General features: G+C 75.9%; 4 protein-coding genes. 1 reads left to right on the plus strand and 3 read right to left on the minus strand.

Features of this window, described 5'->3' with window-relative positions; genetic code table 11:
• Positions 1-20 precede the first annotated feature (20 nt).
• The 3 genes from DEH69_RS13120 to DEH69_RS31490 all read right to left on the minus strand — a co-directional run bounded on the left by DEH69_RS13120 (position 21) and on the right by DEH69_RS31490 (position 7,149).
• Positions 21-2,897, minus strand: coding sequence for an AAA family ATPase (locus DEH69_RS13120; RefSeq protein WP_113687131.1), 2,877 nt, complete (start codon positions 2,895-2,897; stop codon positions 21-23).
• Positions 2,898-3,013: 116 nt separating this feature from the next.
• Complete coding sequence (locus tag DEH69_RS13125) at positions 3,014-6,328, minus strand: amino acid adenylation domain-containing protein (RefSeq protein WP_181727420.1); 3,315 nt, start codon at positions 6,326-6,328, stop codon at positions 3,014-3,016.
• Positions 6,325-7,149, minus strand: coding sequence for a hypothetical protein (locus DEH69_RS31490; protein ID WP_181727421.1), 825 nt, complete (start codon positions 7,147-7,149; stop codon positions 6,325-6,327). Before DEH69_RS31490 ends, DEH69_RS13125 begins: the two co-directional genes overlap by 4 nt.
• 415 nt (positions 7,150-7,564) lie before the next feature.
• Between DEH69_RS31490 and DEH69_RS32685 the strand changes: the two genes are divergently transcribed.
• Positions 7,565-17,310: type I polyketide synthase (locus DEH69_RS32685; RefSeq protein ID WP_181727422.1), on the plus strand; the 9,746-nt coding region annotated here is incomplete at its 3' end.

The raw sequence follows: 17,310 nt of genomic DNA on the forward strand, positions 1-17,310 counted from the left end.
CCACGCCGTCGGCCGGGCGCTCAGGCCCCGCCCTCGCCCACCGCGAGCGGCTCGGCGCCGGAGCCGTACCGCAGCCGCAGGGGCAGATCGGCGCGCCGGTCCACGTTCAACTTCCGGTAGACGCGGGTGAGATGCTGCTCGACCGTGCTCACGGTGACATGGAGTTTCCGGCCGATCTCGCGATTGGTGTACCCGATGGCGGCCAACGTCGCCACCCGCCGCTCGGCGTCGCTGAGCAGCGCGGGGTCGTCCGCCCCCTCGGGGGCGGCAGCGCCACCCCCCGCGGCCGAATCCCCCTCGGGCGCGGGCAGCAGCCGCGCGAGCAGCTCCTCCGCCCCGCACTCCGCGGCGACGTGCACCGCGCGCTCCCGCATCATCCGCGCCCGTCCGAACTCCCCGAGCCCCGCGTGCGCCCGGCTCAGATCCGCCAGCGCGCGGATCAACTCCAGCCGGTCACCGCACTCCTGGAGCAGCGCGACGGCCTCCCGCAGCGGCCCGGGGCGGCGCTTGGGCGAGGCCGCGGCCGCCATCGCGCGCAGGCTGACACCCACCACGCGCGGCCGGTCGCCGCCCGGCAGCGCCAGCTGCTCGGTGATCAACTCCTTGGCCTCGTCCCGCTGTTCGAGCGCCGCGCGCGCCAACGCCAGATCACCGCGCCACGGCAGCAGCACAGGAAGGTCGCGCCCCCACTCGCGCATCAGGCGCCCGCACCGCTCGAAGTCGGCGACGGCGGCCCTGGGCCGGTTGGCCGCCAGGTGCTGATGCCCCCTGGCCCGCAGATATCCGGGCGCGAAGCCGCCCGCGAACATGGCCTTGGGCACCACAAGTCCGGCCGCCCGGCCCGCGTCCTCGACACGGCCGAGCTCGAGCCGGGCGCGGATGAGCGCGGCCAGCGGCAGCCCGATCGCCACCCCCCAGCCGCGCGCCGACACCAGGGTCAACGCCTCGGCCGCCCACAACTCGGCGGGCGCTGGCCGCCCTTGACGCAACGCGATGTCCGCCCTCGCCGCGGTGAGCAGCGCGCGCCACGTCGTCGCGCCCTCCGCCTCCGCGTCGCGCAGGAACGTGTCGCACCACGCCGCCGCCCTGTCCTGGCGGTCGGCGTGCAGCAGGGCGTAGAGCGCGGAGAGCACCGAGGGCAGCGAGTCCTCGGAGAGCGCGCACCCGGACAGCGCCTCCTCCGCCCTGGCCACCGGATCGGCGCCAGGCGCCCCGGTGAGCACCGCGTCCAACGCCGCGCACGCCGCCTCGCCCGGATGCCCCGGCCAGCAGACCACCTCGGGGAGAGCGTTCTCCGAGCCCGCGCGCAGGCACAGAGGCGCCGTTCCCTGCGAGACGTCGCCCGGACGCGCGCCGGGGGAGTCCCGCGTCCCGCACGCCCTGGCCAGGATCTCCCTGGCGTCGTCGACGCGCCCGTGCCACAGCAGGAACCCCGCGACCGCCGAAACGTCCCGCCCGTCGAGGTGCCCGGCCAGCACCGAGCGCCGCAGCGTCGCCAGATGGCGCAGCGCGGTCGAAGGGTCCCGCCGCCAGCGCAGCCGCGTCAGGCTCATCAGCAGCGGCGCCCTCACCTGCTCGTCGGCGCAGCTGCGCTGGGCCAGCTCCAGGCAGTCGTCCGCGAAGTCGTCCCGCCGCTCGGCGAGCGCCTGCCGCGCGGCGTCGCGCAGCACGCCGATCGCCCACTTGTCCGGCACCCGGTCGGCGGCCACCAGGTGCTCGGCCACGTCCGGCGCGGCCACGCCCCTGTCGTGCAGCAGTTGCGCGCCGCGCAGGTGCGCGTCCGCCCCGTCGCCCGGCTCGACCGTGTCGGCGATCGCCCCGCGCACCGCAGGGTGGCGCAGCCGCTCCCCCCGCAGCAGCCCCGAGCCGCCGATGGACTCGACGATGTCCGCGACCAACTCGGGCTTCAACCCCGTCAGGCGCCCCACCAGCGCGGGCGACGCCCACCGGTCGAGCAGCGCCATGCCCCGCGCCACCTGGATGGTCGCCGCGTCCCACTGATACAGACACGCGCACACCGCCTGGCGGAACAGGCGTCCGGGCACCGGGGGGTGGGGCAACGACCTGCCACCGGGCGCGGCGGCCGCGCCGCCCTCGTTGAGCCCGTCCTCGACCAGGCCGCGCAGCAGCAGGGGGTTGCCGCCGCTCACCTCGTGATACGCGGGCGCGAGCCGGACCGCGGCCGACGGGTCGCCCAGCGTCTCGGCCAGCACGCGCGCGGTGCCGTCCTCGGACAGCGGCCTCACATGCAGCCGGTGACAGGCGGGTTGCCGCAGCAGCTCGGCGTGGAACGCCGAGTGCGGCGCCTGCGCGCCCGGCCACTCGGTCAGGATCACCAGCAGCCGCCGGAACTTCAGCCGACGCAGCAGATACAGCAGGATCTGGAGCGAATAGCCGTCCGCGTACTGCACGTCGTCGATGGCCAGGACGACCACGCGTTCGGTCGAGAGCGTCAGCAGCGTCGAACAGACGCCGCGCGCCAGGCGGATCGCCGCCCGCCTCATCGCCGCTACGGAGGCGTCCGTCGCGGCGGGGGAGGGCAGGGCGTCCGCGGTGAGCAGGGCGTTGGTTTCCTCCAGCAGGTGCCAGGGGAGCGCGGGGCTGTGGAAGAGCTGGCCGATGACCCCCAGGGGGAGGGAGCGTTCGGCCCGCGAGCCGGTGGCGACCAGCGGGAGGGCGCCCAGGCCGATCGCCTCCTCGACAAAGGCGTGCAGCAACTCGGTCTTGCCCGTGGCGACCGGGCCGCTGATCAACGCGATCTGTGGCCGACCGCGCTCACTCCGTACGAATAGACCCCGCAGATATCTCATTTCTTGAGAACGTTCCACGAATGCCATGGATTCTGTCTTCCCACCTGACAAGTGCCAGTATCTGTGGATCGCAAATAGGTCTATCATTCTATGGAGGCGTGGCGATATGACACATGTGCGAAAAGGGGTGGCGTATTTCGCCCCACGGAACGGAATGCCGCGAAAAAGGGCGGGGCCGCGGCACTCCGCGGTTCCCGCCGTGATCAGACGTCGGATGCGTCGGCGGCGTTCCTGGCGTCTTCCGCGGCGTCGGGGGCGTCGGCGTTCTCGGTGGCGTCGCCCAGAATGGTCATGGCCGCGGACGGCGTGGCATGCGTGAAGAGATCGGGCAGCCGCACCCGCGCCCCCGTCTCCTCCTCGATCCGCCCCGCGAGCCGGACGGCCAGCAGAGAGTGGCCGCCCTCCGCGAAGAAGTGGGTGTCCGGGGTGACGTCCCCCCGGCCCAGCACCTCGGCCCACAGTGCGACCAGCGTGTCCACCCGGGCGTCCTCACCCGGTTCAGGGGAGAGCGCTCTCCCCCGGCTTGCGGTCTGCTGGCCTGCGGTCTGCTGGCCCGAGGCCCGCTGACCCGCACCCCGTTCGCCGCCAGCCGCCCGTTCGCCGCCCGCCGTTCCCTCACCCGCCGCCCGCCGGGCTCTGGCCGCCGCCATGCGGGCGAGCGCCGGATGGTCCACCTTGAGGCTGGTGTTGACCGGGAGCCGGTCGAGCGCCACGAACTCCTGCGGCAGGCACGCACGCGGCAGCCGCTGCGCCGCGAACTCCCACAGTGGCCGCGCCACCGCGTCCCCGAGCGGCGACTCCACGAACGCGACCAGCGCCGCGTCCACCGTCCCCGACTCGCGTACCGTCACCGCGCAGCCGCGCACGTCGGGGTGCTCGGCGAGCACCGCCTCGACCTCGCCCAACTCCACGCGCACGCCCCGCAGTTTGACCTGACGGTCCGAGCGCCCCAGCACCTCGAGCGTCCCGTCGGGCAGCCAGCGCGCCCGGTCCCCTGTGCGGTAGAAGCGGCCGAACGCGGGGTGCGTGCCGAAGCGTTCCTCCGTCAGCTCCGGCCTGCGGTGGTAGCCCGCGGCCACCCCACCCCCGGCGACGCACAGTTCACCCGGCACCAGCAGGGGCAGCTCGCGCCCCTCGGGGTCGGCCACGAACACCTGGGTGTCGCGCACCGGCCGCCCCACGCTCACCCGCCCGTCGGCACGGTGGCCGAGCGGCCCCGATGTGGACCAGATGGTGGTCTCGGTCGGCCCGTAGACGTTGCGCGCCACACAGCCGGTGGCCACCAGGTCGGCCGCGAGCGCCGGGGGCAGCGGCTCGCCGCCGCACAGGACGTTCCGCCCCGCGAGCAGTGCGCCCGCCTCGGGCAGCACGAGCCGCCATGTGGTCGGCGTCGCCTGCACGGTGCCGACCGCGCGGCGCTTGAGCAGCTCCGCCAGGGCCGCGCCCTCGGTCCGCGCCTCGTCCGGCGCGACCACTACCCGGCCGCCGGTGGCCAGCGGCAGGAACAGCTCGAGCGCCGAGATGTCGAACGAGAACGCCGTCAGCCACAGGACGCCCCCGCCCGCCGAGGCGCCGAGCTCGTCGGTGAAGTGGGCGATCAGATTGGCCAGGTTGCCATGGGTCACCACGGTGCCCTTCGGCAGCCCGGTGGACCCCGAGGTGTGGATCAGATACGCCGGGTCGTCCGGCGATGGCGATGGCGATGGCGTGGGCGATGGCGATGGCGGGAGCGAAGGTGAGGGCGTGGTCGCCGGGCCCCGGCCCTCGGGGGCCCCGCCCACGGCCACCATCGGGTGGGCCGACGCCTCCGCCGCGGCGGGCACGGCCGCGCCGGGCGCGCACAGCACCGCGCGCGCCCCGGCGTCGTCGAGCTGATAGGCGATCCGCCGCTCCGGCAGCGCCGGGTCGAGCGGAAGGTAGGCGGCCCCCGCCCCCCACACCCCCAGCACCGCCGCGGCCAGCTCGGGGCCGCGTGGCGCCAGCACCGCCACCACGTCCCCCCGGCCCACGCCCGCCGCCGCGAGCAGCCGCCTGGTGCGTTCGCCCGCGTCCGTCAACTCCCGGTAGCACACGGTCCGTTCGCCGTCCTCCAGCGCGACGGCCTCCGGTGTCTCCCGGGTCCGCGCCGCGATCGCCACCGGCAGCACCGGCACCGGCGCGGGCGGCGGCTCGAGCACACGGTTGGCCTCGGCGATCACCCGGCGGTCCACGTCAGACCACGCCGTCACCTCGCCGACCGGCAGCCCGGGCCGCGCCGCCAGCGCCGTCAGCAGCGCCTCGTAACGCCGCGCCAGCAGCGTGACCTCCTCGCGCGTGAACACGCCCGTGCCGTGCGCGATCCGCAGCAACACGCCCTCGTCCGACGGGATGACGAAGAACTCGAGGTCGAACTTGCTCGACCCGTTCTCCGGTGTCAGCAGCCGCGCCCGCCGCTCCCCGAGAAGGACCTCACCGCCATCGCCCCCCGAACCCCCACCGCCCGGAACGTAGTTGAAGACATGCCGGAACAGCGCGTTGCGCCACCCCGACGCCGTCCTGTCCACCTCGCCGAGCAGGGTGTCCACCGGCACGTCGGCGTGGGCGAGCGAGTCGAGGAAGACGTCCCTGACCGCGCCGACCAGCGCGCGGAAGTCCCCGGCCGGGTCGATCCTGACGCGCAGCGGCACGACGTTGACGTGGTAGCCGATGGCGCCAGCGTCCTGGGGACGGCGGGTGTTCACGGGGGAGCCCACCACCAGGTCGGGGCCCGCGCCGTGCCGCGCGAGCAGCAGGTAGTACGCGGCCAGCAGGACCACCGCCTCGGGCGCCCGCAGCTCCTTCCGCATCCGCCGCACCGCCGCGATCGCGTCGGCCGACAGCGGCAACAGGACCGTTCCACCGGCGAGATCGGGGTGGTCACCCGCCTCGGCGCCCAGCCACAGGGCGTTGCGCACCGAGCCGAACTCCCGCAGGCGCGCACGCCAGAACGCCGTGCCGCGCTCGGTCGGCTCCGGCTCCGCCACCGCGGGAACGATCGTGCACAGCTCGTCGCCCGGCGCCGCGCCCGAGGCGAACGCCCCATAGGCGGCGGCAAGTTCGGCGACCATCGTGCCCGCGGACACCATGTCGAACACCAGATGGTGCACCGCGACGCACAGCACGTCGGAGCCCGCCCCGCGGAACAGCGAGGCCCGCACCAGTGGCCGCCCGTCCCACGCGAACGGCTCCCGCACATAGGCCGTCAGCGCGGCGGCCAGGCCCGCGTTCTCCCGTGCGTCGTCGGAGAGTTGGGCCTCATCCAGGACGAGCGAGGCCTCGTCCGGGCCCAACACCCGCTTGACAAGGCCGGATTCGGTGACGGTGAACCCCGTGCGCAGCACCTCGTGCCGCCGCAGCAGCAGGTTCAACGCGTCCCCGACTGCCGAGGGCAGCAGCGGACCGTCGGCGGCGAGCGCGAACGACAGGTTGTTGACCCCGGTCCCCGGCACGAAGCGTTCCAGGAGCCACAGCGCCTCCTCCTTGGCGCTCGCGGGCGTCACGGGGAGGCCGCCAGCGCCTCGGTGACCAGGCGGGCGCACTCGGGGCTGCGCAGCAGGTCGGCATGGGGCAGGTCGAGCCGCACCTCGTCGGCCACCAGATCGGCGCGCTCGGCGTCGGGGACCAGGTTGAGGCCGTTGATCGGCGTGTGCGAGCTGATGGCGGTGGCCCGTTTCCACGCGGGCAGCGCGTCCATCTGGCTGCCCGCCGCCAGGTATCCGATGAACGACATGAACGCCTCGATCAACTCGCCGCCGTGCCGCCGGTCGAGCGCGCCCTTCTCGAATGCCGCCTCGCCCAACTCCCTGAACATCTCGCCCAGGCGCTCCAGCATCGGGTCGAGCGCGTGCGCGTGCTCGGTCCAGACGGCCTCGGCCTCGGCCCTGATCCGCGTCACCTCCGCCTCCGTGAGCACCGGCGCGAACCGGTCGATCGCGCGCACGAACTGTGCGTAGACGGTCAGCGACGAGGGCACCTCCGGATCGAACATGACGATCTCGGGCGGCCGTTCCTGCCACGCGCTCACCCCGTCGCTCAGCGCCCCCACGAACGCCGCGCCCGCGCAGTAACTGAGCAGCGCGCGGACCCGCACCCCGCTGTGCCGCAGGTCCGCGAGCCACCGTCCCACGGCCTCACGGCCCGAGAGCCTGCCGTCGGGCGCGGGCTGCGGAAGCGTCTCCCACAGGGCGACGGAGGGGCCGAGCAGGGGGGCCAGCTCGTCGAACCCCGCCTCGTTCCGCCCGGAGAGCGGAAAATCGACAGCCAGTACGACTTCGCCGGAGGCGTCGTCGTGATGCCTGCGCCACCAGCCCATGTCCCGCATGTCTCCCCTTTTCTTTCGGGTGTTCCAGGGCGTTCTCTCGGGTGTTCTCCGAGGTCTTCTCCGAGGTCTTCTCTCGGATGTCCCGTCCGGCGTTCTTTCGGCCCCCGCGTCGGCGTGCGCGCACGGAAAGACAGAATCAGCCTAGAAACGCGCATTCCCCTCCCGGAGCCCCTACCGGGCCCTTGAAGACCCCCTGCCCCTCGGCGCGACAGCCGGTAGCGCAACGCGATGCGGCCCAGCGGGCCCGTGCCTAGGGGGAGTTCAGGGGTGGGAGAGGGGTCGGGGCACCGAGGTACCCGGCCCAGAATGGCGGAGGAAATCCGCGACGCGCGCGGCGGCGGCCGGAAATGCGCCGGTCGCACCACCCCTGCGACAACCGGGCGCACCACCCACGCGAAAGGTGAGAACAGCGGCGATGAGTGGACCGGACCCCCACGTTCTCGAAGCACTCAGGCTCTCACTCAAGGAGCGGGAACGGCTCCGGGAACGCAATCGCGAGCTCACCGCCGAGCTCACCGCGGCCGCTCGCGAACCCGTGGCCATCGTCGGCATGGCCTGCCACCTCCCCGGCGGCGCCGACACCCCCGAGGCGCTGTGGCGGCTGGTGACCGAAGGGGTGGACGCCATCAGCGAGTTCCCCGCCGACCGCGGCTGGGACCTCGCGGCGATCCACCACCCCGACCCCGACCGGCGCGGCACCTCCTACACCCGGCACGGCGGATTCCTGCGGGACGCAGGCGAGTTCGACCCGGCCATGTTCGGCATCTCGCCCCGCGAGGCCCTCGCCATGGACCCCCAGCAGCGGCTGCTGCTCGAGGCGTCGTGGGACGCTTTCGAGGACGCGGGCCTCGACCCGGTCGCGGCGCGCGGCAGCCGCACCGGCGTGTTCATGGGCCTGATGCACCACGACTACGAGGCCGTGCTGCGCGCCTCCGACGACACCGTCGAGGGCTTCCTCGGCACCGGCGGCAGCATCGCGTCGGGCCGGATCTCCTATGTCCTCGGCCTCGAAGGCCCCGCGATCACGGTCGACACCGCGTGCTCGTCGTCGCTCGTGGCGCTGCACCTGGCCGCCAGGTCCCTGCGCGCGGGCGAGTGCGACCTGGCGCTCGCGGGCGGGGCCACCGTGATGTGCACACCCGAGGCGTTCGTGGCCTTCTCCCGGCAGCGCGGGCTCTCGCCCGACGGGCGGTGCAAGTCTTTCGCGGAGGGCGCCGACGGCGTGGGCTTCGGCGAGGGCGCAGGCGTGCTCCTGGTCGAACGCCTCTCCGACGCGCTCCGCCTCGGCCACCGCGTGCACGCGGTGGTGCGCGGCTCGGCCGTCAACCAGGACGGCGCGTCCAACGGGCTGACCGCGCCCAACGGCCCCGCCCAGCGCCGGATGATCCGCCAGGCCCTGGCCGGTGCCGGGCTCGAACCCGCCGACGTGGACGTGGTGGAGGGCCATGGCACGGGCACCACCCTCGGCGACCCGATCGAGGTCCGGGCCCTGATCGACGTCTACGGCCGTGGACGCGACCCCGAACGCCCGCTGCTGCTTGGCTCGTTGAAGTCGAACATCGGCCACGCCCAGGCCGCGGCCGGAGTGGCCGGTGTCATCAAGGTGGTGCTGGCCCTGCGACGCGGCGTGGTGCCGAAGACCCTTCACGTCGACGAGCCGTCGCGGCGCGTCGACTGGTCGGGCAGCGGTGTCCACCTCGCGCGCGAGACGCTGGAGTGGCCCGAGACCGGACGCCGACGCCGCGCCGCCGTCTCGTCGTTCGGCGTCAGCGGCACCAACGCCCATGTGATCGTCGAGGAGTTCGGCGAGCCCGCCGAGCGCGACGGAACGCCACCCCCCGTGGTGCCCTGGGTGTTCTCCGCGCGCTCCCCCGAGGCGCTGGCCGCCCGCGCGGGACAGCTACGCGAGGTCACCGCCCAACTCGACGTCGTGGACGTCGGGTTCACCCTGACCAGCTCCCGCGCCTCGCTGCCCCACCGCGCGTGGACCCTCGGCGGCGACCTCGACCGGCTGCGCACCGCGCGCGCCGCGGGCGGCAAACTGGCCGTGCTCTTCCCCGGGCAGGGCGTGGGGCGACCCGACACCGGCCGTCAACTCCGCGCCGCCTTCCCCGCGTTCGCGAAGGCGTTCGACGAGGCGTGCGCCGCCGCTGAAGTGGACCCCGCGACGTTCGCCGACGGCTCCGACGGCTCCGACGGCTCCGACGGCTCCGACGGCTCCGACGGCACTGGCGGCACTGGCGGCACTGGCGGCACTGGCGCGATCGGGCAGGCGGCGCTCTTCGCCGTCGAGGTGGCGCTGTTCCGGCTCCTGGAGTCCTGGGGCGTGCGCCCCGACGCGGTGGCGGGCCACTCGGTGGGCGAGCTGGCCGCCGCCCATGTCGCCGGGGTGCTCTCGCTCGCCGACGCCGGACGCCTGGTGGCCGCCAGGGGACGGCTCATGGAGGCCCGCATGCCACCGGGCGCCATGGTCGCCATCGAGGCCACCGAGGAGGAGGCCCGCCGCGCCCTTCTGCCAGGCGTCGCCGTGGCCGCCGTCAACGGCCCCTCCTCCGTGGTCATTTCCGGCGACGAGGGCCCCGTCCTCGACATGGCCGAACGCCTTGGCCGTGCCAGGCGGCTGAAGGTCGAACGCGCCTTCCACTCACCGCACGTCGACGGGCTGCTCGACGAACTCCACGCCGTCGCCGCCACGTTGACCTACCGCACCCCCTCGATCGCCGGGGTCTCCACGGTGACAGGGGGACCGGTGGACCGGGACGGTGCCTGGGCCTCGCCCGCCTACTGGGCGCGGCACGCCCGCGAGGCCGTCCGCTTCCACGACGCCCTCACCACGCTGCGCGCCTCGGACGTGAAGGGCTTCCTCGAGGTCGGCCCCGGCGCGGTGCTCTCCGGGCTCGCGGGCGGCGACACCCCCGCCGTCCCGGTGCTGCGCAAGGACCGCCCCGAGGCCGAGTCCGCGGTGGCCGCCGCCGCCGAACTCCACGCCCACGGCTGGGACATCGACTGGTCCGCGTTCTACGAGGGCAGCGGAGCCCGCCGCGTCACCCTCCCCGGATACCCCTTCTCCCGCCAGCGCTACTGGCCGCACGGCACCGCCCGCACCGGCGACCCCGGCGGCCTCGGCCTCGGCGCGTGCGACCACCCGCTCCTCGGCGCCTCGGTGCCGCTCGCGGGATCCGAAGGGCTGCTGCTCACAGGCCGCCTCTCGCTCGCCACCCACCCCTGGCTCGCCGACCACACCATCGGCGGCGCCCCCGTCCTGCCCGGCGCCGCCCTCGCCGAGCTGGCCTCCCGCGCGGGCGACCAGACCGGCTGCCCGACCGTCGAGGAGCTGACCCTGGAAACGCCCCTGGTCCTGCCGCCCGAGGGCGGCGTCAGGGTGCAGCTCCGGGTGGACCCGCCCGACGGAGCAGGCCGCCGCGGGATCGAGGTGCACGCGCGCGGCGACGACGAACACGTCCCCTGGACGCGCCACGCCACCGGCCTGCTCGCCGACACGCCCCCCGAGGCCCGGGCCCCCGTGCGCGTCTGGCCCCCCACCGGCGCTCATCCCGTCGACGTGGCAGGGCTCTACGACCGGCTGGCCGCCGGGGGCCTCGGCTACGGCCCGGTCTTCCGGGGCCTGAAGGCCGCCTGGCGGCGCGGGGACGAGGTGTTCGCCGAGGTCGCCCTCGACCCCGAGGCCGAGAACGACGCCTTCGGCCTGCACCCCGCCCTCCTCGACGCCGCCCTGCACACCGTCGCCCTGGCCCTGGGAGAGCGCTCTCCGGAGCCGCTGCTGCCGTTCTCCTGGGGCGAGTTCACCCTCCACGCCACCGGCGCCACCGTGCTGCGCGTCCAGGTCACCCCCCGGGGCCCAAAGAGCGCTTCCCTGTATCTCGCCGACGGCGCCGGAGACCCCGTCGCCACCGTCGCGTCGCTGCTGCTGCGCCCGCTCGCCGCCGCGCCCGGGCCCACCACGCCCGCGCACGGAACCGCCGACGCGCTCTTCCGCCTCGACTGGCCGACGCTCCCCGAGGCCCAGGCCGCCGCGGACGAGGGCGCCCCACATGCCGCGCTCGGCGAGCACACCCCCCACCCCGACCTCGACACCCTCGCCGACGCGATCGCCGCGGGCCGCACCCCGAACCCCGAGGTGGTCATCGCCACCTGCCCCCCGGCCAGCACGCCGCTCGACGCCGCCACCCACGCCCTCGACCTGGTGCAACGCTGGCTCACCGACGACCGCTTCGCCTCCGCCAGGCTCACGCTCGTCACCCGCCGCGCCGTCACCACGGGCCCGGACGACGCGCCGCCCGACCCCGCGCACGCCGCCGTGTGGGGCCTGGTCCGCTCGATCCAGTCCGAGCAGCGCGACCGCCTCGTCCTCGTCGACGAGGACCCCGCCGCCCCCGGCGTGCCCGCGCGCGCCCTTGCCTCCCGCGAGCCCCAACTCGCCCTGCGCGGCCGAGCCGTCCACCGCGCGCGCCTCACCCGCGTTCCCGCCGATGCCCGGGCTGAGCCCCCGCGCTGGGACCCCGAGGGCACCGTGCTCATCACCGGCGCCCCCGGCGCCCTTGGCACCCTGGTGGCCCGCCACCTCGCCACCGAACACGGCGTCCGGCACCTCCTGTTGGCCAGCCGCCGCGGACCCGAGGCGCCCGGAGCGCCCCAACTGGCCCAGGAGCTGGGGGCGTTGGGCGCAACGGTCAAACTCGCCGCCTGCGACGTCGCGGACCGGAGAGCGCTCTCCGCCCTCCTGGACGCCATCCCCGCCGCCCATCCCCTCAGGGCCGTCGTCCATTCCGCGGGTGTCCTCGACGACGGCGTGGCCGCCGCGCTCACCCCCGAGCGCCTGGCCACCGTCCTGCGCCCCAAGGCGGACGCCGCCCTCCACCTCGACGAGCTGACCCGCGGCCTCGACCTGACGGCGTTCGTCCTCTTCTCATCGGCCGCGGGCGTTCTGGGCAACCCGGGGCAGGCCAACTACGCCGCCGCCAACGCCGTGTTGGACGCCCTCGCCCACCGCCGAAGGGCCGAAGGGCTGCCCGCCGTCTCGCTCGCCTGGGGCCTGTGGCGCGGCGGCGACGGCATGGCGGGCGACCTCGACGACGCCGCGCTGCGCCGCCTCCGCCGCGAGGGCTTCGCCGCCCTGTCCACCGCCGAGGGGCTCGCGCTGTTCGACGCCGCGCCCGCCACGGGCGAGGCCGTTCCGCTGCCGTTGCGCCTCGACCCGGCCGCCCTCGCCGCCCTCGCCGCCCGCGCCGACGAGCTGCCGCCCCTGCTGCGCGGCCTGGTCCGCGCGCCCCGCCGCAGGGCAGCGGCTGCCCAGGGCGCGGGCGCCGACGGGCTCGCCCGCCGCCTGGCCGACCTGCCGCGGGAGCGCCGCCAGGAGGCCGTGCTCGACATCGTCCGCGGCCAGGTGGCGCACGTCCTCAACCACACCGGGGCCCACGCGGTCGACGCCGGGCGGTCGTTCAAGGAGATCGGCTTCGACTCGCTCACCGCGATCGAGCTGCGCAACGGCCTCAACGCGGCCACCGGGCTCCGCCTGCCCGCCAGCCTCGTCTTCGACCACCCCACGCCCACCGCCCTCGCCGCGCACATCGCCGCCGAGCTGACCACCGCCCTCCCGGAGAGCGCTCTCCCCTCGGCCCGTCCCGCCACCGACGAACCCATCGCCGTCGTCGGGATCGGCTGCCGCTTCCCAGGCGGGGTCACCTCCCCCGAGGGCCTGTGGTCGCTGATCGCCGAGGGCCGGACCGTCGCGCGCCCCTTCCCCGACGACCGGGGCTGGGACCTGGAGGCGCTGTTCCACCCCGACCCCGCCCACCCGGGCACCTCCTATGTGCGGGCGGCCGGATTCCTTGACGGCGCCGCCGAGTTCGACGCCGCGTTCTTCGGCGTCTCCCCGCGCGAGGCCCTCGCCATGGACCCCCAGCAGCGCCTGTGGCTCGAGACCTCCTGGGAAGCTCTCGAACGCGCCGGGATCGACCCCCACCGGCTGCGCGGCTCCCGCACCGGCGTCTTCGCCGGGGTGATGTACCACGACTACGGCCCGCTGCCCGGCACGCCCGCCGAGGCCGAGCTCGACGGGTTCCTCGGCACAGGCCGCTCCGGCAGCGTGATCTCCGGGCGCCTGTCCTATGCCCTCGGCCTCCAGGGCCCCGCGCTGACCGTCGACACCGCCTGCTCCTCCTCCCTGGTCGCCCTCCACCTGGCCGCGCGGGCGCTGCACGCGGGGGAGTGCGACCTCGCGCTCGCCGGCGGCGTGACGGTGATGGCCACCCCTAGCGCCTTCGTGGAGTTCTCGCGGCAGCGCGGCCTGGCAGCCGACGGCCGCTGCAAACCGTTCGCCGCCGGGGCCGACGGCACCGCGTGGGGCGAGGGCGCGGGCGTGCTCGTCGTCGAACGCCTCTCCGACGCCCGCCGCAACGGCCACCCCGTCCTCGCCCTGATCACTGGCTCCGCCGTCAACCAGGACGGCGCGAGCAACGGCCTCACCGCCCCCAACGGCCCCGCCCAGCAGCGCGTCATCCGCGACGCCCTGGCCGACGCCGGGCTGCGCCCCGCCGACATCGACGCCGTCGAGGCCCACGGCACCGGCACCCCCCTGGGCGACCCCATCGAGGCCGAGGCGCTCGCCGCCGTCTACGGCCGTGGGCGCGACCCCGAACGGCCGTTGCTGCTGGGCTCGTTGAAGTCCAACATCGGCCACACCCAGGCCGCAGCCGGGGTCGGCGGCGTCATCAAGACCGTTCTCGCGCTGCGCCACGGCCTGCTGCCCCCCACCCTCCACGTCGACGAGCCGACGCCGCACGTCGCCTGGCAGGACAGCGGCATCGCCCTGCTGCGCGAACCCACGCGATGGCCCGAGACGGACCGCCCCCGCCGCGCCGCCGTCTCCGCGTTCGGCTTCAGCGGCACCAATGCGCACCTCGTCATCGAACAGCCTCCCGCCGAACAGCCTCCCGCCGAACAGCCCCCCGCCGAACAGCCCTCCACCGAGCGTCCCCCTGCGCCCGCGCCCGCGGCCGCCTCGCCGCCCGCCGTTCCCTGGACCCTCTCCGCCAGGACCGCGCCCGCGCTGCGCGCCCAGGCCGCCCGGCTCGCCGACCACCTGAGCGCCCACCCCGGCGCGCGCCCCCTCGACGTGGCCCGCTCTCTGGCCACCGAACGCGCCCACTTCGAGCACCGGGCCGTGGTGACGGGCGCCGACCGCGATGACCTGCTCGCCGGGCTCGCGGCACTGGCAGAGGGCCGGTCGGCGCCCCAACTCGCCGAAGGCGTCACGGATTCGGCCTCCGCGACGCCCGGCAAGGTCGCGTTGGTCTTCCCGGGCCAGGGCGCCCAATGGCCCGGGATGGGCGCCCAACTCCTCGACGAATCCCCCGTCTTCGCCCGCCGAATGGTCGAATGCGACGCGGCGCTGCGGCCGTTCACCGGCTGGTCCGTGCCCGACGTGCTGCGCGCCGCGCCCGGCGCGCCCGCGCTCGAGGGCGACGACGTCGTGCAGCCCGCGCTGTTCGCGGTGACGGTCTCGCTCGCCGAGGTGTGGCGCTCGCTCGGCATCACCCCCGCCGCCGTCGTCGGGCACAGCCAGGGCGAGATCGCCGCCGCCTGCGTCGCCGGGGCCCTCACCCTCCCCGACGCCGCGCGCGTGGTCGCCCTGCGCGCAGCCGCCACCCTGGCCCTCGCCGGAAAGGGCGGCCTGCTCACCGTCCCGCTCCCCGCCGACGAGGTGGAGCGCCGCCTCGCCCGCTGGGCAGGGCGCCTGTGGCTCGGCGCGGTCAACGGCCCCTCGCTCGCGGTCGTCTCGGGCGAGGCCGAGGCGCTGGGCGCGTTCGCGGAGGCGTGCGCCGCCGACGGCGTCCGCGCCCGCCGCGTCCCCATCGACTACGCCTCCCACTCCCCGCTGGTCGCCGACATCGAAGGGCGACTGCTCACCGAGCTCGACGGCATCACGCCCCGCCCCGCCGCCATCCCCTTCTACTCGACGGTAGACGCGGCGTTCCTGGACACCGAACGCCTCGACGCCGCCTACTGGTACCGCAACCTCCGCCAGCCCGTGCGCTTCGCCGACGCCGTGCGCGACCTGGCCGAACAGGGCTTCGGCGCGTTCGTCGAGGTGGGCCCGCACCCCGTGCTCGCCCTCGGGCTGCACCAGACGCTGGACGCCACGGGGCGCGACGCCGTGGTAGCGGCCTCGCTCCACCGGGGCGACGGCGGCTGGCGCCGCGTCCTCGCCTCGCTGGCCGAGGCCCATGTGCGCGGCCTGTCGCCCGAGTGGCCCGCCGTGTTCCATGACACCGGCGCGGGGCGCGCCGACCTGCCCACCTACCCGTTCGAGCACCGCCCCTACTGGCTCGGCGGCGGCTCGGGCGGCGCCGACGCGGCGGCCATCGGCCTCGGCCGCACCGGCCACCCCCTGCTCGGGGCCGCCGTGACGCTCCCCGACTCCGACGGCCTCCTGCTCACGGGCCGGGTCGGGCTGCCCGCCCAGCCCTGGCTGGCCGACCACGCGGTCCTCGGCACCGCCCTGCTGCCCGGCGCGGCCCTCGTCGAACTCGCCCTCGCCGCCGGGCGCCATGTCGGCCATCAGGTGCTCGACGACCTCACCCTCCAGGCGCCACTGCCCCTGCCCGAACGCGGCTGCGCCCAACTGCGCGTCACCGTCGGCCCGGCCGACGAGCCCCCGGGCGCCGACGAGCCCTCGTTCGCCGACGAGCCCCCGGGCGCCGACGAGCCCCCGGGCGCCGACGAGCCCCCGGGCGCCGAGGGGGCTCAACGCGCCAGCGAGGCTCAACGCGCCGATGGCGCACGGACGGTGACGATCCACTCGCGGCCCGAGGACGCCGACGCCGACACCCCCTGGACCTGCCACGCCACCGGAACGCTGCGCCCCCACCGCCCCGGCGACGACCCCGCGCCCCCGCCCCTCGCCACGACCTGGCCGCCACCGGGGGCCGAACCCCTCGACATCCGCCGCCTCTACGACGACCTGGCCGCGGCCGGACTCGACTACGGCCCGGCGTTCCAGAACCTCACCGCGGCCTGGCGGCTCGGCGAAACGGTGCTCGCCGAGGCCGCGCTGCCCGAGTCCACCCCCGCGGGGGCGTTCGGGCTGCACCCCGCGCTCCTCGACGCGGCCCTCCACGCCATCGCCCTGGGCGACTTCGTCGCCGCGCCCCCGGGCGCGGCGGTGGGGGAGGAGAGCGGGATCCCGCTGCCGTTCTCCTGGAGCGGTGTCTCGCTGCGCGAGGCCCCCGGAACCGCGGCCCTGCGCGCGCTCATCTCCCGTGCCCCCGGTGGCGACGCGGTGCGCGTCCAGCTCGCCGACGGCGCCGGAACGCCCGTCGCCTCCATCGATGCCCTCGCCCTGCGCCGGGTGACGGGCCGCCACCTCGCCCCCGACGGCGCGTCCGGGCCCGGGCCGCTCCACCGGCTCGACTGGGTCCCGCTGGCCGCCGCCGAAGCACCTCCCGCGCCCCCTGCGCGCCCCACGCCCTCCGCCGCCGAAGCGCCCGACGCGCATCACGCCGCCGACGCGTCCGAGGCCGACGCGTCCGAGGCCGACGCGTTCGAGGCCGACTGGGCGGTCATGGGCGACGACGGCACCCTCGCCGCCGCGCTCGCCGCCCGGGGCGTCCGCGTCACGCCCGTCGCGGCGTTCGACGCCCTGCCCGCCCCGCCGCCCCGGATCGTCGCGACCGCCGACGCCCTCAACGCGCCCGGGAACGACCCCGCCGCGCGCGCCGGGGAGGCCGCGCGGCGCACCCTCGAACGCGTCCGGGCGTGGCTCGCCGACGAGCGGTTCGCCGACGCCACCCTCACCGTCCTCACCCGGGGCGCGGTCGCCACCGGCCCCGGCGACCCCGCGCCCGACCCCGCCGCGGCGGCCGTGTGCGGGCTGGTGCGCTCGGCCCAGGCCGAACACCCGGGCCGTTTCCTCCTGGTCGACCTCGACGACGACCCGGCCTCGCTCGCCGCCGTCCGGGCCGCCCTCGCCACGGGCGCGGGCCGGGAAGGACAGCCAGGCCACCTCGCGCTGCGAGGCGGGCGCCCCCACACCGCCCGCCTCGCACCCCTCACGCCCGCCCTCGCCGCGCCCGCGCCCGCCCCCGCGGCGCCCGCGCCCGACCTCGCGGCGCCCGCGCCCGCCCCCGTCGCTCCAGCCAG

Origin of the sequence: Streptomyces sp. PT12, from assembly GCF_003311645.1 — a bacterium.
Lineage (GTDB): Bacteria > Actinomycetota > Actinomycetes > Streptomycetales > Streptomycetaceae > Streptomyces.

What these genes read in the sequence shown, in the direction of transcription:
- DEH69_RS13120 (WP_113687131.1), bottom strand. Translation starts at nt 2,897, where the DNA reads ATGATAGACCTATTTGCGATCCACAGATACTGGCACTTGTCAGGTGGG.
- DEH69_RS31490 (WP_181727421.1), bottom strand. Translation starts at nt 7,149, where the DNA reads ATGCGGGACATGGGCTGGTGGCGCAGGCATCACGACGACGCCTCCGGC.